Annotated in this window: 24 protein-coding genes; 6 read left to right on the plus strand and 18 right to left on the minus strand. The window is 63.9% G+C overall.

The window, feature by feature from the left end; translation table 11 throughout:
- Positions 1-36: 36 nt before the first annotated feature.
- From JY500_RS06960 to JY500_RS06975, 4 genes are read right to left on the minus strand one after another with little or no spacing between them, the layout of a single operon-like run.
- Positions 37-648, minus strand: a complete 612-nt coding sequence (locus JY500_RS06960) for a helix-turn-helix transcriptional regulator (protein ID WP_206255698.1) — start codon at positions 646-648, stop codon at positions 37-39.
- Positions 645-2,054, minus strand: a complete 1,410-nt coding sequence (locus JY500_RS06965; RefSeq protein ID WP_172205234.1) for an HlyD family type I secretion periplasmic adaptor subunit — start codon at positions 2,052-2,054, stop codon at positions 645-647. Before JY500_RS06965 ends, JY500_RS06960 begins: the two co-directional genes overlap by 4 nt.
- The gene (locus tag JY500_RS06970) at positions 2,054-4,219 is read right to left on the minus strand and encodes a type I secretion system permease/ATPase (RefSeq protein WP_206255700.1); all 2,166 of its coding nucleotides are present in this window, start codon (positions 4,217-4,219) and stop codon (positions 2,054-2,056) included. Before JY500_RS06970 ends, JY500_RS06965 begins: the two co-directional genes overlap by 1 nt.
- 34 nt (positions 4,220-4,253) lie before the next feature.
- Positions 4,254-4,574, minus strand: coding sequence for a hypothetical protein (locus JY500_RS06975; RefSeq protein ID WP_172205227.1), 321 nt, complete (start codon positions 4,572-4,574; stop codon positions 4,254-4,256).
- A 116-nt stretch (positions 4,575-4,690) separates the two neighbouring features.
- Between JY500_RS06975 and JY500_RS06980 the strand changes: the two genes are divergently transcribed.
- Both JY500_RS06980 and JY500_RS06985 read left to right on the plus strand, forming a co-directional pair.
- Positions 4,691-5,050: a TfoX/Sxy family protein gene (locus tag JY500_RS06980; RefSeq protein ID WP_206255701.1), complete on the plus strand. Its 360-nt coding sequence runs from the start codon at positions 4,691-4,693 to the stop codon at positions 5,048-5,050.
- 84 nt (positions 5,051-5,134) lie between these two features.
- The gene (locus tag JY500_RS06985) at positions 5,135-5,530 is read left to right on the plus strand and encodes a group II truncated hemoglobin (RefSeq protein WP_172205220.1); all 396 of its coding nucleotides are present in this window, start codon (positions 5,135-5,137) and stop codon (positions 5,528-5,530) included.
- A 69-nt stretch (positions 5,531-5,599) separates the two neighbouring features.
- On the opposite strand, the gene JY500_RS22295 is transcribed toward JY500_RS06985, so the two are convergent.
- From JY500_RS22295 to JY500_RS07015, 7 genes are all read right to left on the minus strand, one after another.
- Entirely contained in the window at positions 5,600-5,722 is a 123-nt protein-coding gene (locus JY500_RS22295; protein WP_256378377.1) for a hypothetical protein, read from the minus strand.
- Between the two features lie 171 nt (positions 5,723-5,893).
- The gene (ispH, locus tag JY500_RS06990) at positions 5,894-6,823 is read right to left on the minus strand and encodes a 4-hydroxy-3-methylbut-2-enyl diphosphate reductase (RefSeq protein ID WP_172205217.1); all 930 of its coding nucleotides are present in this window, start codon (positions 6,821-6,823) and stop codon (positions 5,894-5,896) included.
- A gap of 49 nt (positions 6,824-6,872) precedes the next feature.
- Entirely contained in the window at positions 6,873-7,301 is a 429-nt protein-coding gene (locus tag JY500_RS06995; RefSeq protein ID WP_172205215.1) for an FKBP-type peptidyl-prolyl cis-trans isomerase, read from the minus strand.
- Positions 7,298-7,789, minus strand: coding sequence for a signal peptidase II (gene lspA / locus JY500_RS07000; RefSeq protein ID WP_172205212.1), 492 nt, complete (start codon positions 7,787-7,789; stop codon positions 7,298-7,300). The genes JY500_RS06995 and lspA overlap by 4 nt, the downstream gene beginning before the upstream one ends.
- On the minus strand, positions 7,782-10,589 hold the full coding sequence (ileS, locus tag JY500_RS07005) for an isoleucine--tRNA ligase (protein ID WP_206255703.1): 2,808 nt from the start codon (positions 10,587-10,589) through the stop codon (positions 7,782-7,784). Before ileS ends, lspA begins: the two co-directional genes overlap by 8 nt.
- A 111-nt stretch (positions 10,590-10,700) precedes the next feature.
- Positions 10,701-11,648 carry a bifunctional riboflavin kinase/FAD synthetase gene (locus JY500_RS07010; protein WP_206255705.1) on the minus strand — a complete coding sequence of 316 codons (948 nt, stop codon included), beginning with the start codon at positions 11,646-11,648 and terminating at the stop codon, positions 10,701-10,703.
- Positions 11,649-11,762: 114 nt separating this feature from the next.
- Positions 11,763-11,978 (minus strand): VF530 family protein, encoded by a 216-nt coding sequence (locus JY500_RS07015; RefSeq protein WP_206255707.1) that lies wholly within the window; start codon positions 11,976-11,978, stop codon positions 11,763-11,765.
- A 166-nt stretch (positions 11,979-12,144) separates the two neighbouring features.
- On the opposite strand from JY500_RS07015, the gene JY500_RS07020 reads away from it, so the two are divergent.
- Positions 12,145-12,387, plus strand: a complete 243-nt coding sequence (locus JY500_RS07020) for a hypothetical protein (protein WP_206255708.1) — start codon at positions 12,145-12,147, stop codon at positions 12,385-12,387.
- A gap of 68 nt (positions 12,388-12,455) precedes the next feature.
- Here the strand turns inward: JY500_RS07020 and JY500_RS07025 are convergent, their stop codons facing one another.
- Positions 12,456-14,924, minus strand: coding sequence for a glycoside hydrolase family 94 protein (locus JY500_RS07025; RefSeq protein WP_206255710.1), 2,469 nt, complete (start codon positions 14,922-14,924; stop codon positions 12,456-12,458).
- 301 nt (positions 14,925-15,225) lie between these two features.
- On the opposite strand from JY500_RS07025, the gene JY500_RS07030 reads away from it, so the two are divergent.
- Positions 15,226-16,113, plus strand: a complete 888-nt coding sequence (locus JY500_RS07030) for a hypothetical protein (RefSeq protein ID WP_206255711.1) — start codon at positions 15,226-15,228, stop codon at positions 16,111-16,113.
- A 520-nt stretch (positions 16,114-16,633) separates the two neighbouring features.
- On the opposite strand, the gene JY500_RS07035 is transcribed toward JY500_RS07030, so the two are convergent.
- From JY500_RS07035 to tsaE, 6 genes are all read right to left on the minus strand, one after another.
- Positions 16,634-17,143, minus strand: coding sequence for a hypothetical protein (locus tag JY500_RS07035; protein ID WP_206255713.1), 510 nt, complete (start codon positions 17,141-17,143; stop codon positions 16,634-16,636).
- 10 nt (positions 17,144-17,153) lie between these two features.
- A complete protein-coding gene (locus tag JY500_RS07040; RefSeq protein ID WP_206255714.1) occupies positions 17,154-18,179 on the minus strand; it encodes an AraC family transcriptional regulator in 1,026 nt (341 codons plus the stop codon).
- Positions 18,180-18,184: 5 nt separating this feature from the next.
- Positions 18,185-18,949 (minus strand): glucose 1-dehydrogenase, encoded by a 765-nt coding sequence (locus JY500_RS07045; RefSeq protein WP_206255716.1) that lies wholly within the window; start codon positions 18,947-18,949, stop codon positions 18,185-18,187.
- An 863-nt stretch (positions 18,950-19,812) separates the two neighbouring features.
- Positions 19,813-20,526 carry an N-acetylmuramoyl-L-alanine amidase gene (locus JY500_RS07050; RefSeq protein WP_206256428.1) on the minus strand — a complete coding sequence of 238 codons (714 nt, stop codon included), beginning with the start codon at positions 20,524-20,526 and terminating at the stop codon, positions 19,813-19,815.
- Positions 20,418-21,200, minus strand: a complete 783-nt coding sequence (locus JY500_RS07055; RefSeq protein ID WP_206256429.1) for an AMIN domain-containing protein — start codon at positions 21,198-21,200, stop codon at positions 20,418-20,420. Before JY500_RS07055 ends, JY500_RS07050 begins: the two co-directional genes overlap by 109 nt.
- Positions 21,197-21,703, minus strand: a complete 507-nt coding sequence (tsaE, locus tag JY500_RS07060) for a tRNA (adenosine(37)-N6)-threonylcarbamoyltransferase complex ATPase subunit type 1 TsaE (protein ID WP_172205182.1) — start codon at positions 21,701-21,703, stop codon at positions 21,197-21,199. Before tsaE ends, JY500_RS07055 begins: the two co-directional genes overlap by 4 nt.
- On the opposite strand from tsaE, the gene queG reads away from it, so the two are divergent.
- Complete coding sequence (gene queG / locus JY500_RS07065; RefSeq protein WP_206255718.1) at positions 21,686-22,795, plus strand: tRNA epoxyqueuosine(34) reductase QueG; 1,110 nt, start codon at positions 21,686-21,688, stop codon at positions 22,793-22,795. The two genes, tsaE and queG, sit on opposite strands and share 18 nt — an antisense overlap.
- Positions 22,792-23,310, plus strand: a complete 519-nt coding sequence (locus JY500_RS07070) for a hypothetical protein (protein ID WP_206255720.1) — start codon at positions 22,792-22,794, stop codon at positions 23,308-23,310. The genes queG and JY500_RS07070 overlap by 4 nt, the downstream gene beginning before the upstream one ends.
- The last annotated feature ends 2 nt before the right edge of the window (positions 23,311-23,312 follow it).

Genomic DNA, 23,312 nt, shown 5'->3' on the forward strand with positions numbered 1-23,312 from the left:
CGGGCCCTGCTTGTGAAACGGTGTTACACGGCGCGCCTATTTGATGCCGTGCACACGCAGCGCGAGCTGCAGGCGGTCGGCCACGCCCATTTTTTCGAACACCGCGCTGAGGTGGGATTTGACCGTCCGCTCGGTGATCTCGAGCGCAGCGGCGATGTCTGCGTTCGATTCGCCGAGTGCGGCACGCTGTGCGACTTCCTGTTCGCGCTCGGTGAGCCCGGCGGCCCAGCCGGGTGCGGCGGGGGCCTTGCTGGCGTGGTCCACCGCGCGCAACAGGCGGTTGAGGATCGCGCGGCCTACCCACAGTTCGCCAGACTCCACAACATCCACTACCTGGGTCAGTTGCTCCAGCGACGCGAAAGCATGGCAGTAGCCGCTGCAACCGGCTTCGATTGCGGCGAGGCCCTCGCCATCGTTCGGCCTGCTGCTCGCGAAGACCATGCGCAAACTGGCCGCAAGGCGCGGCCAGCGCGGGTCGCCCAACGGCGGCAGATCGGGTAGTTCGGCGTCGATCAGTGCAAGCCGCGCGCCAGCGGGCAGGGCATCAAAGCGATTGGCGCGCACGATCGGCCAGTGCTCGCCGAGCGCATGCCAGCGCCGGGCAAGGTGGTCGTCGTGGGTGGCAAGAACCAGCAGCGGACGCGTCATCGTTCAGTCATTGCCGCGGCCTTGGCGCGGATCACGGGTTTGAGCAGGTAGGTCAGGATCGACTTCTTGCCGGTCAGGATATCGACTTCCGCGACCATGCCCGGAATGATCGGCAGCTTCTTCGGCCCGATCGTGCTGGTCGTCGTGCGCACGCGCACTTCGTAGAAAGCGTTGCCTTTTTCGTCCACCACGGTGTCGGCGCCGATCTGTTCGAGCGTGCCTTCGAGCCCGCCGTAGATCGAGAAATCGTAGGCAGTGAACTTCACCTGCGCCTTCTGGCCCGGGCGCAGGAAGGCGATGTCCTTGGGCAGTACGCGCGCTTCCAGCAGCAGCGCATCGTCGCTCGGCACGATCGCGACCACTTCTTTGCCCGGCTGTACCACGCCGCCGACGGTGTGCACGAAGATCTGTTTCACGGTGCCGCGCATCGGTGCGCGCACTTCAGATTGCTTCACGCGGTCGGCGAGCGCGACGCTGCCTTCGGACAAAGTGCCAAGCTTTGCGCTGACGTCGGAAAGATCCGAGCGCGCCTGGTTCTTCATCTGCAGCTCGACTTCCTGGATCTTGCGCTGGGCTTCGCCGATCGCCGCCTGGATGCGTGGGATCTGCGCATTCGCCGCATCGCGCTCGCCACGGTAGCGTGCCACGTCGCGCTCCAGGCGCAGCAGTTCGACGTCGGACACGGCGCCGGTCTTGGTCAGCGGGCGGGTGACTTCCAGCTCGCGGGCGGTGAGGTCGTAGCTTTGCGAGGCCTGCTCGCGGCGCGCGCGCACTTCGTTGAGCTCCTGGGTGCGTTGGGTGAGCTGCTGGCGTGCGATGCCGACGGTGGCTTCCACTTCAAGCCGCTTCGATTCGAAGGCGGCGCGCTCCTGCTCCACCACGTCCGGCACCTCTTTCAATGCCTCCGGTGGCGGCTCGTATGCGCGCCCCTCTGCAATCGCTTCAAGGCGCGCTGCCTTGGCCAGCAGTGACAAGTACTGCGAGCGGTTTTCACGCAGCGAAGAGACGAAGCGGGTGGGGTCGATCTTCAGCAGCAATTGACCCTTCTCGACGGTCTGTCCCTCGCGCACCAGGATCTGCTGCACGATGCCGCCATCGAGGCTCTGGATCAGCTGGTTCTGCGAGAACGGGATCACCTTGCCGTCACCCCGCGTGACTTCGTCGATTTGCGCAAACGCGGCCCAGATGATCAGTACCACTACTGCGGCGAGCGAGATCCAGACTGCGAGGCGCGCGCCGCGCGGCGTTTGCTCGGCGATCGCCCAGTCAGCATCGGCGAGGAAGTCTGCGTCGTCGTGCAGATCGCGCTTGCTTGCGAACAGCAGCAAACGATCGAGCGCCCCGGTTGTCTTGCGGAAGGACCACTGGCCGGCGCGTTGGAGCAGGGCGGGGATGCGGAGCTTCATCAGTGCGCCCTCCCGATACGGCCTTGCTGCAGGGCTTCCACGACGTGCGCCTTGGGGCCGTCAGCGACGATCTGGCCGTTGTCGATGACGATCAGGCGGTCCACCAGTTCCAGCAGTGCGGTGCGGTGCGTGACCAGCAGCAGCGTCTTGGCGTGCGCGAACTCGCGCAGCTTCTTCTTGAGCCGGTCTTCGCTCTGGTGATCCATGTTGCTGGAGGGTTCGTCGAGCAGCAGCATCGGCGGATCGTTCAGCAAGGCGCGCGCGATCGCGACCGCCTGCCGCTGCCCGCCCGATAGCGATTCGCCGCGCTCGCCAATCGGCATGTCGAAGCCACGCGGATGCGCATTGGCAAACTCGGTGACGCCGGCGATGTCCGCAGCCGCAAGGATCGCCGCATCGTCGGCGAAGGGCGCGCCCAGCGCGATGTTCTGGCGCAGGCTGCCGTAGAACAGCGTGGCGTCTTGCGGCACGAAGCCCACCGCGCGGCGCAATTCGGCCGGATCGATCTGGCGCGCGTCGATGCCATCGACCAGCACTGCGCCATCGGTTGGTTGATAGAGGCCGAGGATCAGTTTCTCCAGCGTCGTCTTGCCGGAGCCGACGCGCCCGATCACGCCGACCTTCTCGCCGGCAGTGATGCGGAACGAAGCCCGCCGCAGCGCGTACTGCTCGCGGCCCGGATACTGGAAGCTCACGTCGCGGAATTCGATTTCGCCGCGGAACTGGGCTCGGTGCAGGAAAGGTGCGTCTTCGGGGCGTTCGATCGGCAGCGTCATCTGCTGTTCGATGCCGGTCAGTGCGGTGCGTGCGTTGTGATACTGCAGCAACAGCCCGACCACCTGGCCCAGCGGCGCCAGCATCCGGCCGGTCAGCATGCTTGCGGCGATGATGCCGCCCATCGAGAGCTTGGCATCAAGCAGCAGATACACGCCGGTGATGATCACCACCACCGACACCGCCTGCTGCACCGTCTGCGAGAAGTTGACGATCAGCGAAGAGAGCAGCTTGGAGCGCGTGCCGACCTGGGCGAGGAACAGCGTGGTCCGTTCCCAGCGGCGCTGGATCCAGCCCTCGGCGCCAGCGGTCTTGATCGACTCGATGCCGACCAGGCTCTCGACCAGTGTGGCGTTGCGCTGGGCGCTGGCGCGATAGCTCGTCTCGGTCAGTTCGTGCATCTTGTCCTGCACCACGAAGGCGAGGAACAGCACGATCACCGCACCGGCGAATGCGGGTAGCAGCAGCCAGGGCGACAGCCAGGCCACGACGAAGGCAAAGACAAACACGAAGGGCAGGTCGACCAGCGTGGTGACGGTGGCCGAGGCGATGAAGTCGCGCACGCTCTCGAACGCCCGCAGGTTTGACGCAAACGAACCGACGGATTCGGGGCGCGACTCCATCCGCATGCCCAGCACGCGTTCGAGGATCTTCGACGACAGCGACACGTCGATCCGCTTCGCGGCGGTGTCGATGATGTAGGCGCGCAGCGTTCGCAGCGCGAGGTCGAAGCCGAGTACGAGTACCGCGCCCACCGCGAGGACCCAGAGGGTTTCCTCGGCACGGTTGGGTACGACGCGGTCGTACACGTTCATCGAGAACAGCGGCATCGCCAATGCGAAGATGTTCACCAGCATCGAGGCCAACACCGCGTCCCGGTACAGCCGCCAGTTGGAAAACACCGCACCCCAGAACCAGTGCCGCGCGCGCACCTTGCCGACTTCGGGTACACGTGCTTCGAAGCGGAAGCGGGGGCGCACATAGCAGACCACGCCGGCATGCAGGGCTGCGAGTTCGTCCTGGCTGAGCGCGACGGCGGTCTCGCCGGCCTCGGGGAAGCGCACCCGCGCATCGCCTTGCTCGCCCAGTTCAAGCAGCAGGCAGGCGCGGCCGTCGTTGAGCAGCAGGATCACTGGCAGCAGCGCCGGGCGAACGGCCGACAGCGCCTGGCGCACCAGGCGGGCGGAAAGGCCTGCCCGCGCGGCGGCACGCGGCAACAGTGAGGGTGTCAGCCGGTTGTTCACCAGCGGTAGGCCGGCGGCCAGCGCTTCGTGGGTCCAGGGGCTGCCGTGGATACGGGTGAGGGCGGCGAGGCAGTCGAGCAGCGGATCGTCATGCACGCCGTGCTCGTTGACCTCCCAGGGTTTCGTGTTCGGCTGGGTGTCGCTCATTCAGAATTCCGGTCCTGTCGCTGGGCGCGCGGGGTCAGATCACGTCCTGGTCGCCAAGCAGATCGAGCGCGCCGACGAGGCGCCGCCGCAGGCCCTTGCGGGCCGAGAGTTTACGCTGTGCGCCGTGCGGCAGATCGGTCACCCGCAGGACGCCCTTGTCGATCAGCGCGTCGATCAGGTCTTCCAGCACGCGGATGAAGTCTGCATCCAGCGCAGCGAAGCTCTCGCCGGGGTCGCGACCGATGAATGCCAGCAGATCCGGGTGGTCGTTGGACAGCTCTTCCTGCGCATCCGCTTCCTGATCCCGCAGGATCGCGACAATCTCTCCTTGCGGATTTCGGCGGACGAAGGGCATGTTAGCTCCCGGCCTATGAGCGGCCTAGTAAAGTTTTGTCACCTGAAACGCCGGAACGCGCTCCTGACGAGGGATTTCGGCGGGTATTCAAGAAACTTGAGCGGGCAGGAGAAAGCATGGCGACGCGATGCAACGAGTATGTGGACTGGCTCTGCGAACGCCTCGCACCGTTCGGGGCGATTCGCGCGCGGCGGATGTTTGGCGCCTACGGGCTCTACAGCGGTGAGCTGTTCTTCGCAATCGTCAGTGATGATGTGTTCTACGTGAAGGCGGACTCACTGAGCGTGCCCGATTTCGAACGCGAGGGTTTGCGCCCATTTACCTATGCGATGAAGGATGGCAGCCCGCAATCCCTGCGCTACTACCCCTTGCCGGAAGCCGCGATGGATGACGACGTGGAGTTTCTGCGCTGGGCACGCAAGGGCATCGAGGCTGCGCTGCGCTCGCCGCGCAAGACGAATCCGCCTAAAGGGTGAGGGTGGTGAGAGGGCGATGGCCGCAGGCTCGGGCGTGTGCCGGCTTCGTGGCATTATCGCGGCTCGTTTCATGAGAGCCTCACGATGCATCCGAGCCCCGAAAACACCCCGTACGACATGCTCGGCGGCGACGCCGCGGTGCGCGCCCTGGTCGATCGTTTCTACGATCTGATGGACCTGGAGCCCGAGTTTGCTGAGCTGCGCGCCTTGCATCCGGCGCATCTGGATGAGTCGCGCGACAAGTTGTACTGGTTTCTGTCGGGCTGGCTGGGCGGGCCGGACATGTTCGTCGAGCGCAAGGGCCACCCGATGCTGCGCGCCCGTCACATGCCTTTCCCGATCGGGGTCAAGGAGCGCGACCAGTGGCTCGCCTGCATGCACAAGGCGATGGATGCGCAGCCCATGTCAGCCGCGCTGCGGCAGCATCTCGAGGGCTCGCTCTTCAAAACTGCCGACTGGATGCGAAACCAGCCGGGCTGAGCCGCGCCAAGGCGGCTGGACCAACTCGTAAGGGTCGGTCAGCCGCGCCGACGGCCCCCGCAAGTGGGTTCAAATGTAGAAGTTCGGCCGCTTGTAGACCGGCTTGTCGAACTTGCCGGCCTCGGCGTCCTTGAACGCCTTCCAGGTCGGGTAGGCTGCTGCAACGGTCAGCAGGGCGAGAATCGTGAACATGGCAAGCTCCTCGCGCTCCAAGGTCGGGGGAGACTGAATCGGAGCGCAGAAATCACTGTCAGATTAAGGGCTTGTAGTGGCAGCGCGCTTGCGATGGCTCAAGCTTTGTCGCGCCCGCGACAAAGCAAAAGCCCGGCCGAGGCCGGGCTTTCGTCGCGAGCGGTTTGTCGCTTACGACTGCGGCCGCAGCTCCGCGGGAATCGGGAAGTTCACGTTCTCGGTCACGCCTTCCAGCGTGCGCACACTGGCGCCGCTGAGCGCCTTGACCCGTTCGATCACTTCGTTGACCAGCACCTCGGGCGCAGAAGCCCCAGCGGTGACGCCAATCCGCCGCTTGCCTTCCAGCGTGGCCGGGTCGATGCCCGCCGCGTTGTCGACCAGGTAGGCGGGCACGCCGCGCAGCGCTGCAACCTCGCGCAGGCGGTTGGAGTTTGAGCTGTTCTTCGAGCCGACCACGAACACCACATCCACCTGCGGCGTCATGAACTTCACCGCATCCTGGCGGTTTTGCGTGGCGTAGCAGATGTCGTCCTTCTTCGGGCCGACGATCGCCGGGAAGCGCGCGCGCAGTGCATCCACCACCGTCTGCGCGTCGTCCACCGACAGCGTCGTTTGCGTCACGTAGGCGAGCAGGTTTTCGTCTTTGACCTGCAGCGCAGCGACGTCTTCGACGGTCTCGACGAGGTACATGCCGCCCTCGCTCTGGCCCATCGTGCCTTCGACTTCCGGGTGGCCCTTGTGGCCGATCATGATGATCTCGCGGCCCTGATCGCGCATGCGCTGGACCTCGATGTGCACCTTCGTCACCAGCGGACAGGTTGCGTCGAAGACCTTCAGGCCACGGGCCTCGGCCTCGGCACGGACCGCCTGTGACACGCCGTGCGCGGAGAAGATCACCGTGTTGCCAGCCGGCACATCGGCGAGGTCTTCGATGAACACCGCACCCTTGTTGCGCAGGTCATCCACGACGAACTTGTTGTGCACCACTTCGTGCCGTACGTAGATCGGCGCGCCGTACAGCGCGATCGCGCGTTCGACGATGGTGATGGCGCGTTCCACGCCGGCGCAGAAGCCGCGGGGGTTGGCGAGGAGGACTTCCATGTTCGGTCTCTGTATGGGGCTGGTTCTGTTCTTTTTGGAAGTGAGGATGTCAGCTGACGCCGACCACCTGCACATCGAAACGCACGGCTCGGCCGGCGAGCGGGTGGTTGAAATCGATCACCACGCTTTCGTCGTCCAGTTCCAGCACCTGGCCGGAGAAGGCATTGCCGTCCGGCGCGGTGAAGGTCAGCACCGCTTGCGCTTCGAGCTCCACGTCGGCGGGAAGTTCGCTGCGCGGGATTCGCTCGACGAGCTCTTCGTGGCGCGGCCCGAAGGCTTCGCCGGCGGCCAGATCGAAGCTACGCTCGGCGCCGACCGACAGCCCGATCAGGCAGTCCTCGATCTTGCGGCCGAGTTCGCCACGACCGATCTGCAGCGTGGCCGGCGTCGATTCGAAGGTCGAGATCATCACGGTGCCGTCCGGCAGCGCGAAACGGAAGTGCAGCGTGACGAGGCTTTCGTTGCCAATCAGGTTCATGACTTGGTGTCCGCGGCCGGCTGGCGGCCCGCAAAGAGTTGGGCTGCAATCATCAACACGGCGCCGACGGAGATCGCCGAGTCCGCCACGTTGAACGCTGGCCAGCCGTAACGGCCGACATGGAAATACAGGAAGTCGACCACGGCACCGTAGGCGATGCGGTCGATCACGTTGCCCAGCGCGCCTCCGATGATCAGCGCGAAGGCCAGCGGCTGCAGGCGCTCGCTGGCGTGGCGCTTCAACAGCACCAGCAGCCAGGTCGAGATCACGATCGCCAGCGTGACGAAGAACCACTTCTGCCAGCCCGGTTGGTTGGCGAGGAAGCTGAACGCCGCGCCCGGGTTGTACACCAGTACCAGCTGGAAGAAGTCGGTGTAGGGGATCGCCTCGCCGAGCTTCAGGTTGCGCAGCACCGCGAGCTTGGTGATCTGGTCGAGCACGATCACCAGGCCCGAGAGGCTGAGCCAAGCCAGGAAACGCTTAGGCATGCGTACGCACCTCGCCGTCGCCGTGCAGGTTGCTGTCGCAGCGGCCGCATAGCGTGGGGTGTTCGGCGTTCACGCCGACGTCCGCGCGCCAGTGCCAGCAGCGCTCGCACTTCTGTTGCGCGGTCGGCGTGACGACGATCGCCTCGTCGGCTTCGCCCGCCACCTTCACCAGCGTCGCGGCCGAGGTGATCAGCACGAACTTGAGGTCGTCGCCGAGTGAGGCCAGCGCATCGAACTTGTCGCTGCCCGCGCGGATCTCGACTTCGGCTTGCAGCGAGGCACCGATCTTGCCTTCGGTGCGCACCGCTTCAACCGCCTTGGAGACTTCGCCACGCACTGCGCGGATCGTCTCCCAACGGGCGATCAGCCCGGCTTCGCCTTCCTGCGCCGGCAGGGCGTGGAAGGTGTGCAGCATCACCGATTCGTCCGGGTTGTTGCCGTTGAGCACCGCCCAGATTTCCTCCGCCGTGAAGGAGAGGATAGGCGCCATCAGCTTCACCACCGTCTGCACGATGTGCCACAGCGCGGTTTGCGCGGCGCGGCGCGCGACCGAATCCGGCGCGGTGGTGTAGAGGCGGTCTTTCAGGATGTCGAGGTAGAAGGCGCCGAGGTCTTCCGAGCAGAAGATCTGCAGCGCCTGCACCACGCGGTGGAATTCAAACTTCGCGTAGTCGGACTCGGCCTGCGTCGCGAGCTTGCGGGTGAAGGCCAGCGCGTAGCGGTCGATGTCCAGCCACTGTTCGACCGGCACGGCATTCTTCGTGATGTCGAAGTCGGCGGTGTTGGCGAGCAGGAAGCGCAGCGTGTTGCGGATGCGGCGGTAGGTTTCGACGACGCGGTCGAGGATCTCCTTCGACACCGCGAGCTCGCCCGAGTAGTCGGTCGCGGCGACCCACAGGCGCAGGATTTCGGCGCCCATCTTGTCGCTGATTTCCTGCGGCAGGATCACGTTGCCGAGCGACTTGCTCATCTTGCGGCCCTGCTGGTCCACGGTGAAGCCGTGCGTCAGCAGCGCCTTGTAGGGCGCGTGGCCGTCGATCGCGGCGCCGGTCAGCAGCGAGGAGTGGAACCAGCCGCGATGCTGGTCCGAACCTTCGAGGTACAGGTCGGCGCGCGGGCCGCTGGTGTGGCCGTCGTTGTGCGAGCCGCGCAGCACATGCCAGTGCGTGGTGCCGGAATCGAACCACACATCCAGCGTGTCGCTGATCTTGATGTACTGCTCGGCCTCGGCGCCCAGCAGCTCGGCGGCGTCGAGCTTGGACCAGGCTTCGATGCCGGAGACTTCGACGCGCTTGGCGACTTCTTCCATCAGCTCGACGGTGCGCGGGTGCAGCTCACCGGTTTCCTTGTGCAGGAAGAACGGGATCGGCACGCCCCAGGTGCGCTGGCGCGAGATGCACCAGTCCGGGCGGTTGGCGATCATCGCGTGCAGGCGCGGCTTGCCCCAGGCGGGGTAGAAGGCGGTCGCCTCGACGGCGCCCAGCGCCTTGTCGCGCAGGCTCTTTCCATCCTTCGGCAGCTTGTCCATGCCGACGAACCACTGAGCGGTAGCGCGGTAGATCACCGGCGTCTTGTGGCGCCAGCAGTGCATGTAGCTGTGGCTGACGGTGCCGTGCGAGAGCAGAGCGCCGACTTCGGTGAGCTTCTCGACGATGACCGGGTTGGCCTTCCAGATCATCTGGCCACCGAAGAACGGCAGGTCTTCAACGTAGACGCCGTTGCCCTTGACGATGGAGATGATCTCGTCGTTGCGGCGGCCGTAGGCGAGCCAGGAATTGAAGTCGTCCACGCCGTGCGCCGGCGCCGAGTGCACCACGCCGGTACCGGCATCCAGCCCCACGTAGTCGGCCAGATACACCGGCGAGACGCGGTCGAAGAAGGGATGGCGGAACTCGATGCGATCGAGCGCCTGGCCCTTGGTGGTGGCGAGCACGGCGCCTTCGAGGCCGTAGCGCTTGAGCGAATCCTCGACCAGGTCCTTGGCCAGCACCAGCAGCTTCGCGCCGGTGTCGACCAGCGCGTACTCGAACTCCGGGTGCATGTTGAGCGCCTGGTTGGCGGGGATCGTCCAGGGCGTGGTGGTCCAGATCACCGCGTAGGCGGTCTTGGGCAGCGCAGCGAGGCCGAAGGCGGCGGCGAGCTTGCCGGCGTCGGCGTCCGACACGGCGAAAGCCACGTCGATCGTCGGCGACTTCTTGTCGGCGTATTCGACTTCCGCTTCGGCCAGGGCCGAGCCGCAGTCGAAGCACCAGTTCACCGGCTTGAGGCCCTTGAACACATAGCCTTGCTTGACCATCTCGGCCAGCGCACGGATCTCGCCCGCCTCGTTGGCGAAGGCCATCGTCAGGTAGGGGTTGTCCCAGTCGCCCAGCACGCCGAGGCGGATGAATTCCTTCTTCTGGATCTCGACCTGCTCTGCGGCGTAGGCGCGGCACAGCTCGCGCACCTTGTCGGCGGGCAGGTTCTTGCCGTGGGTGACTTCGATCTTGTGTTCGATCGGCAGGCCGTGGCAGTCCCAGCCCGGCACATAGGGGGCGTCGAAACCGGCCAGGGTCTTCGAGCGGACGATGATGTCCTTGAGGATCTTGTTCAGCGCGTGGCCCAGGTGCAGGTTGCCGTTCGCGTAGGGCGGGCCGTCGTGCAGCACGAACTTCGGCCGGCCGGCGCTGGCCTTGCGGATCTTCTGGTACAGCTGGCCCTTCTGCCAGCCCGCCACCCAGCCCGGCTCGCGCTTGGGCAGGTCACCGCGCATTGGGAAGGCGGTGTCGGGCAGGTTCATCGTTTTCCGGTAATCAGCCATGGCTTGCTATCTCTTCAATCTTTGCGTGAATGCAGGGGATTCGGTTCAGGGCGGGCGCCGCGGGGTACTCACGCAGGGCTGCCGCCGACAAGGCGGGGCGCCGACGACCGCTCAGGTCGCCGGCACCGGAATTCGATGCTGCGCGAGGATTTCTTTCGCGATCTCGCAGTCGCGCTTGATCGCGGCGGTCAGTTCTTCAAGCGAGCCGTACTTTTCCTCGTCGCGCTGCTTGTGCAGGAAGTGCACCTGCAGATGCTTGCCGTACAGGTTGCCTTCAAAGCCGAACAGGAAGACTTCCAGCCGCGCCGCGCCGTTCTTGGTGATCGTCGGCCGGTTGCCGAGGCTCGCCACGCCCGGCCAGGGCGCGTCGCTGATGCCATCCACAGTCACCGTGTAGATGCCGTGCAGCGCCGCGCGGTTGCGCTTGATCTGGATGTTCGCAGTCGGGAAGCCGATCGTGCGGCCGATCTTGTCGCCATGCATTACCCGGCCGCTCATCGTGTATGGGCGGCCGATCAGGCGCTCGGCACGTTCGATGTCGCCGGAGACCAGCGCATCGCGCACCGCCGAGCTCGACACCCGTTCGCCGTCGAAATCGAGCGTCGGCATCGATTCGACGCGGAAGCCCCAGGTTTCGCCGGCTTGCTGCAGCGAAGCGAAATCGCCGCCACGGCCGCGGCCGAAGCGGAAGTCGTCGCCAATCAACAGATGCCGCACGCCCAGGCCGCGCACCAGCACGTTCTCGACGAAGGCCTCGGCATCAAGCGAAGCCAGCGCCTTGTTGAAGCGCAGCACATAGACGCGATCGACGCCGCATTCGGCCATGTATTCGAGCTTCTCGCGCAGGCGCGAAAGACGCGGCGGGGCCGATTCGGGGGCGAAGAACTCGCGCGGATGCGGCTCGAAGGTCAGCACCGTGGCCGGCAGCGCGCGCTCGCGCGCCTCGCGCACGAGCAATTGCAGCAGGGCCTGATGGCCGCGGTGCACGCCGTCGAAGTTGCCGATCGTGAGCACCGAACCGTGTTCAGCGCGATCGGGGAGGCCGCGGAAGACCAGCATAAGCGTCTGACAAAAAACGCGAATTATAGCCTGCGGCAGTGCCGCATTGGGCGGCCGGGCTTGGGGGCGGGCGAACTGAGCGCGGAGTGGAGGCGGCTGCTGTTCGGCGGCCGGTCAGACGCCGCGAAGATAGAGCGCCTCAACGCGCTCGCGCGCCCATTGGGTGCGGCGTAGGAACTTCAGGCTGGATTTGATGCTGGGTTCGTGCTGGAAGCAGCGTACCGGGATCAGCAGCCCAAGCTCTTCCCATCCATAGCGCTCGACGAGCTGCGTCAGAATCGTCTCGAGTGTCAGGCCGTGCAGTGGGTTGTTGGGCTGGGAGCTTGGCATCGGAGCGGTGTGAGGGTGTAGCCGCTGCAGTGTAACGGGGCGCGGCGTGAAAAGGTCACATTCCCGCTGCGCATCGCGTCATCGTTTGGCGAAGAGGGGTGGGGCACAGTGTCATCACGTTGAACGCGTCGCGAGACGCCCCGAAAAAGCCCCCAAGGAGACCGCCATGAACACGAACATGAACCGCCTGGACGACGTGATGAACGCGCTGCTCGTTGTGGTATTCGCCTGCCTGGCGATGCTGACGGCGATCGGCGTGAGCGATGGCAAGAGTTTTGGCCGCAGTGACGTGCAGATCAGCGTTGCGACCGCTGAGGCTCTCTCGGGGCGTCCCGTTGCAGACCAGCAGATTCCGCGCATCACGGTGGTCGCAAAGCGGCCGGTTGCCGTGGTGGCGTCGGCTTACTGAGCCGAGCGGGCGTTACCGCTAGAAGGCCGACGGCGATTCAGCCGCCGGCCTTTTCCTTCCGTCAGGGCTTATTCGCCCAGCACGACTTCCACTTGATGGGTGCGACCATCGCCAGCGGGCCTGATCGCTTGCGTCGGATCGATGTCCTTGCCGTCCACTCGTACCGCCTTGATGCCTTTGCTGACGTGCTGCGGGTTGCTGACGGTGATCTCAAAGGTGTCGCCGCGGAAGCGCCGCGTCACCTTGAAGCCGGGCCAGTCCTTCGGGATGCAGGGGTCGATGCGCAGGCCGGCGTAGTCCGGCTTGATGCCGAGCAGCCCTTGGCTGACGACGACGAAGGTCCAGGCCGCGGTGCCGGTGAGCCAGTTGTTCTTGGCTTCGCCGAAGCAGGGCGCATCCTTGCCTGCGATCATCTGGGCATAGACATAAGGCTCGCCGCGGTAGGTGTCGATCTGGTCCTGCTTGGCCGAGGGGCAGATCGAGAGGTAGTACTCCAGCGCGCGGTCGCCTTCGCCGAGCTGGCACCAGGCGAGGTGAATCCAGGTGTTGTTGTGGCTGAAGATGCCGGCGTTTTCCTTCACGCCCGGCGGGTAGGACGTCACCTCGCCGAGTGCCTTGTCGTAGGTGGAGTAGGCCGGTTGTTGCAGCACCACGCCGTTCTTCGTGTAGAGGTGCCGGTGCACCGATTCCATCGCCTGCCGCGCACGGCCGTTATTGGCGCCGGCGCCGCCCAGCACGCACCAGCCCTGGCTCTCGATGAAGATCTTGCCTTCGGTGTTGGTGTGCGAGCCGACTACCGAACCATCGGCCGCGTAGGCGCGCGTGTACCAGGCGCCGTCCCAGGTCACGCGTTCCACCGTATCCAGCATCTCGGCGTAGTGGCCGCGCATCCGCGCTGCGTCGGAATTGCGATCCAGGTGCTCGTAGAGCCCGGCCATCTCGCGTGCGGCGTAGAGGAAGAGGCCCGCGATCATCACCGACTCGGCCTTCGAGTCGCGCACGTCGCCGGCGGTCTGGAAGGACTCGTTCGGCTCGGTCGAGAAGCAGTTGAGGTTGAGACAGTCGTTCCAGTCCGCGTGGCCGATCAGCGGCAGGCCGTTGGGGCCGCGCTTCTTCATCGTGTAGGCAATGGAGGTTTCGAGGTGATCGAGCAGCGTATCGGTGATAACGTTTTCATAAGCCTTGTCGGCGTAAGCGCACGGCGCCTGCAGGATCGAGGTATCGCCCGATTCCTTGATGTACGCACAGGTTGAGAGCACCAGCCACAGGTGGTCGTCGTAGAAATCGCCGCCGATGTCGGCGTTGCCTTTCTTCGTCAGCGGCTGGTACTGGTGGTAGCAGGTGCCGTCCGAGAGTTGCGTCGCAGCGATGTCGAGAATGCGTTCGCGTGCGCGGCTCGGGATCATGTGCACGAAACCGAGCAGATCCTGGTTCGAATCGCGGAAGCCCATGCCGCGGCCGATGCCGGTTTCGTACATCGAGGCGGAGCGACTCATGTTGAAGGTCGCCATGCACTGGTACTGATTCCAGGTGTTGGCCATGCGCTGGGCGTGCTCGTTCGGGCAGTCGACCTGGAAGTTGCCGAGCAGCGCATCCCAGTAGGCCTTCAGGCTTGCTAGCGCGGCATCCACCGCGCCGGGCGCCGAGTACTTCTCGACGATCGCGCGGCCGACCGATTTGTTCATCACGAAGGGCGCATCGAACTTCGGCGCATCGCCTTGCTCAACGTAGGCGAGCACAAAGGCGAAGGATTCCTCGGCGCCGGGCGCCAGATCCAGATCGATCTGGTGCGAGCCGATCGGGTTCCAGCCGAAGGCGACCGAGTTGGTGGCCTGGCCGGCGAAGGGCACTTTGGCCTCGTGCAGACCTTCGTGGATGCCGACGAAGGCGTCGCGAGAGGTATCGAAGCCGGCGATCGGGCGGGTGCAGGCGAACAGCGTGTAGTGGTTGCGGCGCTCGCGGAATTCGGTCTTGTGATAGATCGCCGAACCCTCCACCTCGACCTCGCCGATCGAGTAGGTGCGCTGGTAGTTGGTCATGTCGTTGAGCGCTTCGAAGAAGCAGAACTCCTGGTAGGAGAACAGCTTCGGCGTCTTGCGCTGCGCCGACTTGTTGCGCACCGTTACCTTCCACACTTCGAGGTTTTCGCCCGGCGGTACGAAGAACAGGGTTTCCACTTCCAGCCCGTCGCGTTCGCCGACGATGCGCGTGTAGCCCAGGCCGTGGCGGCATTCGTACTTCACGCCCTTGGCCTTGACCGGTTTCCAGCCCGGGTTCCAGACCTCGCCGCCGTCATTCACATAGAAGTAGCGGCCGCCGAGGTCGTAAGGCACGTTGTTGTAGCGGTAGCGGGTCAGGCGCCGCAGCTTGGCGTCCTTCCAGAAGCTATAGCCGCCAGCCGTGTTGGTGCATAGGCCAAAGAACTCGTCCTGCCCGAGGTAGTTGAGCCAGGGCAGGGGCGTGTCGGGGCGGGTGATGACGTATTCGCGGGTGGCGTCGTCGAAATGACCGTACTTGAAGGTGCTCGCGCTATTCATGGTGTGGGTGGGTCCAGTTGGGGCTCTGTGCGAAGCATCTTCAGCGACTTGCTTGGCTGAAACTGCGTCGTTGCCGGCCTGCTTTCATGTCAGGCGTCATGATATGAAAACGTTTGCAAAAATGAAAGCCCTCTGAGAGCATGGATTTGTTTCTGATTGCGCATGGACGAAGTATGGGCCGGCTCAATAGGCGCTGCTGTGTATGGTCTTCGCCCTGAATTGTCCGGTGCAGTCGGTGCTGTCGTTGGGCGCTCCGATTTCAGGGTAGCTAAGATAACGTTTTCATGAACAGGGGTTCTGCATGAGTGTTTTGATCGCTGAAACTCAGCCCATTCGGCTTGCGAACGGGCGCTTTCGCCTTGCGTCGGCGGGCGTTTGCCTGGAAGTCGATCCGAACGTCGGGGCACGCGTGGTTTCGCTCCGCTTGGGCGAATCGGAAGTGCTTTCTCAGCCGCATGCGCATCCGGACAACTACGGCTCGACTTTCTGGGACGCGCCGCAGGCCGCGTGGGGATGGCCACCGAGGGTAGGCCTCGATTCGGCGCCGTACGAAAGCACGGTCGAAGGCGACGCGCTGGTCTGCCAGAGCCATGTCGACGCTTCCTGTGGCCTGAGTTTCAACAAGCGCTTCGTGGCATTACCCGAGGAACAGGGTTTCGCGATTCGCTACCGCATTCGTAACCACCGTGCTCAAGCACAACGCTTGGCGCCTTGGGAGGTCACGCGCGTTCCGGGCGGGCTGAGTTTCTACCCCGGGAGCGACGACCCTCACGTACCCCCGTCGGCGCTTGCCGTGCAGCGTTGTGAGCGTGGATTCGCCTGGTACGCCTTTGAGCGGGAACAGTTGGCTGTCGGGCGCAAACATTTCGGGGTCGCTCGCGACGGATGGCTCGCTCATGTCACGCCGGAACGCCTGCTGTTCGTGAAGCAGTTCGAGCGGGTCGGTGCGGCACAGTGCGCCGAGGGTCATGCGCCGATCGAACTCTGGGGGCAGGACGGCGGCGTCTATATCGAGCTTGAAAACCACGGCGCATGCGTGTCGCTGGCGCCGGGTGCCGTACTTGATTACACGGTGCGCTGGTTCGTCCGCCCGCTACCGCCAAAGCTGGAGCTGCGTGCGGGCAATCCAGCCTTGCTCCGGGAGGTGGAAGCCGCGCTGCAGCTGCGGCGTGATGAGCGGGCGAACTAGCTGGGCCGGGAAAAAAGACTCGTTACTTCGCGGGCCCGTCAATCATAGGCTTAGCTCGCCTGAGCCTGAGCCAGAGCCAGAGCCAGAGCCAGAGCCAGAGCCAGAGCCAGAGCCAGAGCGTGCACGAGAAAATGTTGTTACGCGAAACGGCGTCACGGCGTCGTTCACCTATGTTCGGCGAAAAAAAGAGTTGTTACCCATCAGCGGCCAGAAGGCCCGGCTTTCGCCCGTACCCGAGCGGGCATTAGAGGACTGGCAGGCCACGCCAAGAAAACAGCGCTCGGACGTGGCCTGGCCCCAGGATTTTTTCCGAGTGCAGGTCGACGCGGCTATGCCGCTGCGCAAACTTGTTTTGCGACGTGAAGCACCGAGTTGCTGGCGCTGGTATGCGTTGACCGCTGTGCCGGTCCTGGCTAACACCCCCGCTGGGCTTGACCGTCGCATGGCGACCCGAAGCGGAACTTAAGTCGCCTCCGAAGCGGCCACCGACTCCTCAGGCCTCTTGGGCAGCTCCCGCAGTTCACGGAAGCGCTGCGAGGTACTGGGTGGCCCTTTGCTCCGAAAAGTGGTCGATGACGATCTGTGCGACCACCAGTAGAAGCAATCCAGTCACGACGCCGTGCACCCAGCCTCTGTTTGTAAGCAGCAGGCCCAACACACTCAAGGCCGCCAGCACTGCCGCGCTGTAGCGGTAATACCGATACTTTGATATCACAACCTCTATGCGTGCTCGCTCTTTGGCTAACACCTGGCTTTGTTGAGGTTTGCCGATACTCAAGGTCAGTTCTTCGACCAAGCCCTTGTCCCGTACAAGCAGCGATGCTGCCGTTCCACACAGCAGCATCGCAGTTGCCAAGACGGTGATGCCGAACCCCATGGCAAAACCGGAGTGCGTCGCAACCCAGAGCCAAACGGCAATGCAGGTCAACGCAGCTGAGCCCGCGAAGATGAGCAGCATTTCGTGGTACTCGCCTTTGAAATATTCACGAATCAAAGACTGCAGCGGTGCAAGGGCTTCAGTGGGGTTCATGGGAACTTACTTAGTTGCCCGCGTGACACTCAACAGCATGTGCAGCGCGCCACTCGGAAGGGGTTTGCGACTCCCATTGCCGAAAGGCACGGAAGAAAGAGTTCTGGTCTTCGTAGCCCAGCAGATAAGCAATTTCGATAAGCGTGAGCGAGTGGTCTGCCAGATGCTCGAGTGCCATCTGATGTCGGGTCTGAGTCACCAGGGCTTGGAAGCTGACGCCTTCATCCGTCAGGCGGCGCTGCAAAGAACGCTCGCTCATGGCAAGTTCAGCGGCCACGGAGCGAATGTCCGGGCGACCGGCAGTCAAACGACGCCGCAAAACCCACTTGGTCTGCTCGGTCACGGACTCGGACGCGTCATGATGTTCAAGACGTCTGTCCAATTCCGGAGCGAGAACATCGAGCAGGTCCTTGTTGTAGGTGGCAAACAGCTTGTCTAGGTCTTCTCGACGCCACGCGATGCGGTCGACCGTCGCATCGAACTTGATGTCGCACCCGAAGTATTTCTCAAGTGCCGACCTTGCTACAGCCGAACGAGCAAGCTCAAGCGACAGAGGTATCAGGCGCTCGCCTGTTCCTCTGCGTCCCAACTCCACGAACGACACCATGGTCGCGTCGACTAAAGCGCGAGGAACTGTATCTGAACCACCATGTGGCCAACTGATGCTAAGCGCGCTGTGGTCGGCAAGATCTTGGACCGAAACTTCCTCGGGTGCGCACAGTCGCTTAAGACGAGCGACCCGATTCAGAGCGTCCCGAAAAGTTCGAGCGTGCTGGGCTGCTACAAAAGCGAGAGGCATCACAGCCCCGTCCAGACTCGTTGCGATACGAAGGCCAATGGTCGAGTCTTGGCTAACAGTTTCGATGGCCCGCCACAGGGCGAAAAACTGCGTCGTGGCAATCGGCGCATCGTCCCTCAGCACACTCAGAGGCAGGTTCGCGCGTCGAATAACCTCTGCACGATCAACTCCGGCCCGCTTGAGGCCCTCCCACAGCGTGGCCGGAATCTTCAACTTGTCTGGAGCGGTGCTATTCATTGCCCTTACTTCGCTTGGAAGCCGCCATCTACGTTAAGTATGTGACCGGTGACGAAGCTGGCTTCGTCCGACAGCAACCAGCAGATCGCATTGGCGACTTCTTCAGGGCGGCCCAGTCGATTCATGGGATGCATTGCCGAGATACTCGCCTCATTGTAGTTGGGGTCGCCACCGCCGAGCTGGGCGGCAATGATGTCGGTCTTGATGGCGCCAGGTGCCACGCCGTTGACCCGGATGCCTTGAGTCGCGTGGTCCAGGGCAGACGACTTGGTCATTCCCACCACCGCGTGTTTGGTCGAGGCATATGGCCCCGCCCAGGTGATGCCATTTAGACCAGCGATGGACGCCAAGTTGACGATGGCACCGCCTCCCTGCTTGGTCATCTGAACGAGCTCATGTTTCATGCTGAAGTACACACCCATGACGTTGGTCTCAACCATTGCACGGTAGTTGTCACTGCTCGACTGCACAAGAGTGCCAGTCTCGTTGGACAGACCAGCGTTATTGACCGCCATGTCTAGGCGACCGAACTCAGCCACGATGCCGTCAATCATCGACTTGACCGCAGCCTCATCGGCCACATCGTTCTGAACAAAGCGAACCTGTGCACCGTCGCGGGCCGCGGCGGAAACCTCGGCGACGGCGGCTTGCCCGACGTCCGCACGACGGCCGCTCATGACGACAGTGACGCCTTTGGCGACAAGCTTGAGGGCAACGGCCTTGCCGATGCCGGTGGCGCCGCCAGTAATCAGGGCTACTTGATTGGACATTTCAGACTCCTTTTGGTGGACCGAGAGAAGTTCTCGGGATGTAAGAAGTCTAGGAGCTCAGTGGCGCTATATATATGCCAATCACGCCATACGATATGCCACACGCGCCAATCAGGGTTTGACTACTCGATTGAGGGGAGGACCGAATTTTCCAGGCAAACAGTAGTTCCGAATGTCTGGTTTTGGCTGAATTGGGCAGCGTCAACGACAGACCGGAATGGCCGAAATCGAGCCAAGACATGGTCTAAGTTGGTCGCCGGGAACCGGTCATCCAGGGCAGGCCGGCGATGGAGATTTGGCAGGCGTCGCCAATGGCGGCTATTGGCCGGGAACGGCAGCTCGGTCAGGACCAGCAATGTCGTCCTCGGTTACCGGCATCGACGGTGAAACAGACCGGAATCCGCACCGAGTCCCGAGCTCGGAGTCGGCGCACCCCTCGCACAGTAGAAGGGCTGTACCGAGTAGGCAGAACCTGCGACGCATCAAAACAAGCAGACCAGAGCCAACGAGCGCTTTCAACAGGCGTTCATACTGCTGGAGCCTGCAGGATGCAGCGACCGAAACGCTGCTGAACGCGATGTTGCAGGGACTCTATGTTTCCTATGGTGGCGCTGTGCATCAAGGAATCGTCTCGCCCAGGGGTTTGACTCAGCGTCGAGCCGGCGCAGAGGCCGGAGTAATTGCGACAGCAGAACGCGGTACGAGGCAGCCACCGGAGGCACCGTTGGTGAGATTGCAGTGCCCCGCCGCACAAGGGACCAGGCTGGATTCTCCATTGAGCGGCGCACAGCAGACCTGGTAACGACTAACTTTTTGAGGTAACGACTGTTTTCCTCAAGTAACAACTATGTTTTGCTGACGCACTAGCCGATGAAGGCGACGGTGTTGCGCTGGACCGGCGGGTTCTTTGCGAAGTAGCGCTTGATGCCGCGCAGGATCGCCTCGGCCATCTTGTCCTGGTACGCCTCGTCCTTCAGACGCAATTCTTCTTCCGGGTTCGAGATGAAAGCGGTCTCGACCAGGATGGATGGAATGTCCGGTGCCTTCAGCACCGCGAAGCCTGCCTGTTCGACCTGGCCCTTGTGCAGCTGGTTGATGCCACCGAGTTCGCCCAGCACGGCGCGGCCCAGCTTGGCACTGTCCTGCATCGTGGCGGTCTGCGAGAGGTCGAGCAGGGTGCGGGCGAGCAGGGCGTCCTTGACGCCGAGGTTCACGCCACCGACCAGATCCGCTGCGTTTTCTTTCTGTGCCAGCCAGCGCGCAGCCGTGCTCGATGCACCCTTGTCGGACAGCACGAATACCGAACTGCCGCGCGCATCGGGTTTGATGAAGGCGTCGGCATGGATCGACACGAAGAGATCCGCCTGCACCGCGCGCGCCTTGGCAACGCGCTGGCCGAGCGGTACGAAGAAGTCGCCATCACGCGTCAGCATGCCGCGCAACAGCGGATCGGCATCGATCTTGGCTTTCAGGCGGCGCCCGATTGCCAGCGTGACGTTCTTTTCAAACGTACCCGCCTTGCCGACTGCACCCGGGTCTTCGCCGCCGTGGCCCGGATCGATCGCGATCGTGGCCAGGCGGGTGACCTGTCCCTTGCCGCCGCGGTGCTTGCGGTCGGCAGGGCTGACCTCCTCCTTGTTGTCTTGCTGAGCCGGCTTGACTGGTTCAGCGGCCTGAACCGGTGCGGAGGACGCCGGTTCAGGGGGGGGCTCGGTAGTTTGCCGGCGTCGCCGCCTGGCTGCGCAGTTGGCCGCGTCGGGGACGCGGCTTCGCCACTCGCGGCGACGATCGGATCGGGCTTTTCGATCAGCGCGAGCAGCGGGTCGATCGGCTCGGCCGGGTAGAGGTCCAGCACCAGGCGATGGCCATACTGGCCGACCGGCTCCAGCGTGAACACCTGTGGTTTGACCTCGGCCTTGAGTTCGATGACCAGGCGCACTACGCCGGGGCGGTTGCGACCGGCGCGGATCAGTTTGATGTAGGGGTCGCTATCGGTGATCTTGCCTGGCAGGCTCTGGATCACGCTGTTGAACTCAGCGCCTTCCAGATCGATCACCAGACGTTCCGGATTCTTGACGATCTGATGGCTGTACTTGAGCGTGTCGCGGCCTTCGAGCGTGACGCGTGTGTAGTCCTGCGAAGGCCATACCCGTACGGCCAGGATGCTGGTTTCGGCCGCGAAGCCGACGCGCGAGACGAGCAGCGTCATTGCCGCACCGCCGAACTTCATGAAGCGACGGCGTTGCATCATCGGCACGGCAGCGTGATCCGGTTCAGACACTGGAGGCCTCGCTCGCTGCAGCCGCGCAGGCGCGCGCGACGCCCGTCGCCTTCCGGCTCAAGCTGGACTTCAAGGTCCGCAGCCGGCACAAAGGGCGCCCCTTTGTCCGGCCATTCGACCAGGCATATGCCCTGGCCTCCGAAGTACTCTTCAAGCCCTGCATCGACAAATTCTTCCGGGTCCGTGAACCGATAGAAATCAAAGTGATACAAGTCTAATTTAGAAACAGCATAAGGTTCAATCAAGGTGTACGTCGGACTGCGTACCGCACCACGGTGGCCGAGTGCCTCCAACAGCCCGCGCACCAGGGTGGTTTTGCCCGCGCCGAGATCCCCCAGCAGGTAGATCGTGAGCCCGCCTTCGAGCGCCGGCGCTATCGCGGCACCGAGTGCGCGCGTCGCTGCCTCGTCCGCAAGCAGGCAATCTGCGGCGGGCGAGCGGCTATCATCGGGGGCATGCAGGCGGTCAGACACAATTCTTCTCCGGACGCGGCGCAACTGGCGGCGCAGATCAAGGAATGGGGGCGGGCGCTCGGCTTCTCCGCAGTCGGCATTTCAGGCGTGGACCTGGGTGACGCGGAAGGAGCCCTGGAGGCCTGGCTCGCGGCCGGCTACCACGGCGAGATGAATTATATGGCCCGCCACGGGCTCAAGCGTGCGCGGCCCGCCGAACTCGTGCCCGGCACGCTGTCGGTGGTATCGGTGCGGCTCGATTACTGGCCCGAGGCGCACGACGCCCAGCATCAACTGGCTGATCCGGAGCGCGCCTATGTGTCGCGCTACGCACTGGGTCGCGACTATCACAAGGTGTTGCGCAACCGGCTGCAGAAGCTGGCGGACAGGATCGGTGACGCGATCGGCGAATTCGGCCACCGCGTGTTCGTCGATTCGGCCCCGGTGCTCGAAGTTGCGCTGGCGACCCGCGCAGGCACCGGATGGCGGGGCAAGCACACGCTGCTGCTCGATCGAAATGGTGGCTCGACCTTCTTCCTTGGCGAGCTATTCGTCGACCTCGCGCTGCCAGCCGATGCGCCGATCGCGCCCCACTGCGGCAGCTGCTCGGCCTGTATCGATGCCTGCCCGACCGGGGCGATCGTGGCGCCCTACAAGGTGGACGCGCGGCGCTGCATTTCCTACCTGACGATCGAACTCAAAGGGCCGATTCCCGAAGCGCTGCGTCCGCAGCTGGGCAACCGCATCTATGGTTGCGACGATTGTCAGCTCGTGTGCCCCTGGAACCGTTTTTCGCGCACCACTTCGGAGGCGGATTTCGCGCCGCGCAATGGGCTGGATTCGGCGGCGCTGGTCGAGCTGTTCGCTTGGAGCGCGGAGGATTTCGCGAGCCGCATGGCGGGCAGCGCGATCAACCGGATCGGGCATGAGCGTTGGCTGCGCAACATCGCGGTTGCCCTCGGTAATGCGCCGACGACACCGACCGTGCTGGCGGCGTTGCAGTCGCGCGCGGCGGATCAGTCCGAACTGGTGCGCGAACATGTTGGCTGGGCACTTGCGCAGCACGCTGCGCGCCGCGGGGGCGCGGGGCAAGACATGGAGGCGACAACTTGAAACGACACAACCGGCCCGGCTGGCGCCACTTGGCGCAGTCGGTTTTTGTGCTCTGCGGCCTCGCGGCGAGCGTCGCTTGGGCCGATACGCTCAAACCCTTTACGACCGATGGCTGCTCCAGCTTCCCCGATGGCACCCCGTGGCAACAGACGCTGTGGCTCGACTGCTGCGTGAAGCACGACATCGCCTACTGGATCGGCGGCACCAAGGAAGATCGTGTCGCCGCCGACGAGACCTTGGAGCAATGTGTGGCCGCGGTCGCCGAGCCGGCGATTGCGAAACTGATGCTCGCCGGTGTCCGGGCGGGCGGAACACCGTATTTTCCAACCACCTACCGTTGGGGCTATGGCTGGTCGTATCCGCGCGGCTACGGCGCCCTGAGCCGGGATGATGCCGAGCAGGTCAACGCGCGGCGCCTTGTCGTGCCAATGCTCAACGGCGCGGGCGTCAAGGCGATCCCGGCGCTGCACAAATTGCTCGGCAGCTACGACCTGCTCGCGCCCGCCGAGCGCTGAGT

The organism is Niveibacterium microcysteis, from assembly GCF_017161445.1.
Taxonomy (GTDB): domain Bacteria; phylum Pseudomonadota; class Gammaproteobacteria; order Burkholderiales; family Rhodocyclaceae; genus Niveibacterium; species Niveibacterium microcysteis.

Bases quoted from the DNA above. Each gene is read 5' to 3' on its own strand.
- JY500_RS06960 (WP_206255698.1), bottom strand. From the start codon at position 648: ATGACGCGTCCGCTGCTGGTTCTTGCCACCCACGACGACCACCTTGCC.
- JY500_RS06965 (WP_172205234.1), bottom strand. From the start codon at position 2,054: ATGAAGCTCCGCATCCCCGCCCTGCTCCAACGCGCCGGCCAGTGGTCC.
- JY500_RS06970 (WP_206255700.1), bottom strand. From the start codon at position 4,219: ATGAGCGACACCCAGCCGAACACGAAACCCTGGGAGGTCAACGAGCAC.
- JY500_RS06975 (WP_172205227.1), bottom strand. From the start codon at position 4,574: ATGCCCTTCGTCCGCCGAAATCCGCAAGGAGAGATTGTCGCGATCCTG.
- JY500_RS06980 (WP_206255701.1), top strand. From the start codon at position 4,691: ATGGCGACGCGATGCAACGAGTATGTGGACTGGCTCTGCGAACGCCTC.
- JY500_RS06985 (WP_172205220.1), top strand. From the start codon at position 5,135: ATGCATCCGAGCCCCGAAAACACCCCGTACGACATGCTCGGCGGCGAC.
- JY500_RS22295 (WP_256378377.1), bottom strand. From the start codon at position 5,722: ATGTTCACGATTCTCGCCCTGCTGACCGTTGCAGCAGCCTACCCGACC.
- ispH (WP_172205217.1), bottom strand. From the start codon at position 6,823: ATGGAAGTCCTCCTCGCCAACCCCCGCGGCTTCTGCGCCGGCGTGGAA.
- JY500_RS06995 (WP_172205215.1), bottom strand. From the start codon at position 7,301: ATGAACCTGATTGGCAACGAAAGCCTCGTCACGCTGCACTTCCGTTTC.
- lspA (WP_172205212.1), bottom strand. From the start codon at position 7,789: ATGCCTAAGCGTTTCCTGGCTTGGCTCAGCCTCTCGGGCCTGGTGATC.
- ileS (WP_206255703.1), bottom strand. From the start codon at position 10,589: ATGGCTGATTACCGGAAAACGATGAACCTGCCCGACACCGCCTTCCCA.
- JY500_RS07010 (WP_206255705.1), bottom strand. From the start codon at position 11,648: ATGCTGGTCTTCCGCGGCCTCCCCGATCGCGCTGAACACGGTTCGGTG.
- JY500_RS07015 (WP_206255707.1), bottom strand. From the start codon at position 11,978: ATGCCAAGCTCCCAGCCCAACAACCCACTGCACGGCCTGACACTCGAG.
- JY500_RS07020 (WP_206255708.1), top strand. From the start codon at position 12,145: ATGAACACGAACATGAACCGCCTGGACGACGTGATGAACGCGCTGCTC.
- JY500_RS07025 (WP_206255710.1), bottom strand. From the start codon at position 14,924: ATGAATAGCGCGAGCACCTTCAAGTACGGTCATTTCGACGACGCCACC.
- JY500_RS07030 (WP_206255711.1), top strand. From the start codon at position 15,226: ATGAGTGTTTTGATCGCTGAAACTCAGCCCATTCGGCTTGCGAACGGG.
- JY500_RS07035 (WP_206255713.1), bottom strand. From the start codon at position 17,143: ATGAACCCCACTGAAGCCCTTGCACCGCTGCAGTCTTTGATTCGTGAA.
- JY500_RS07040 (WP_206255714.1), bottom strand. From the start codon at position 18,179: ATGAATAGCACCGCTCCAGACAAGTTGAAGATTCCGGCCACGCTGTGG.
- JY500_RS07045 (WP_206255716.1), bottom strand. From the start codon at position 18,949: ATGTCCAATCAAGTAGCCCTGATTACTGGCGGCGCCACCGGCATCGGC.
- JY500_RS07055 (WP_206256429.1), bottom strand. From the start codon at position 21,200: ATGATGCAACGCCGTCGCTTCATGAAGTTCGGCGGTGCGGCAATGACG.
- queG (WP_206255718.1), top strand. From the start codon at position 21,686: ATGCAGGCGGTCAGACACAATTCTTCTCCGGACGCGGCGCAACTGGCG.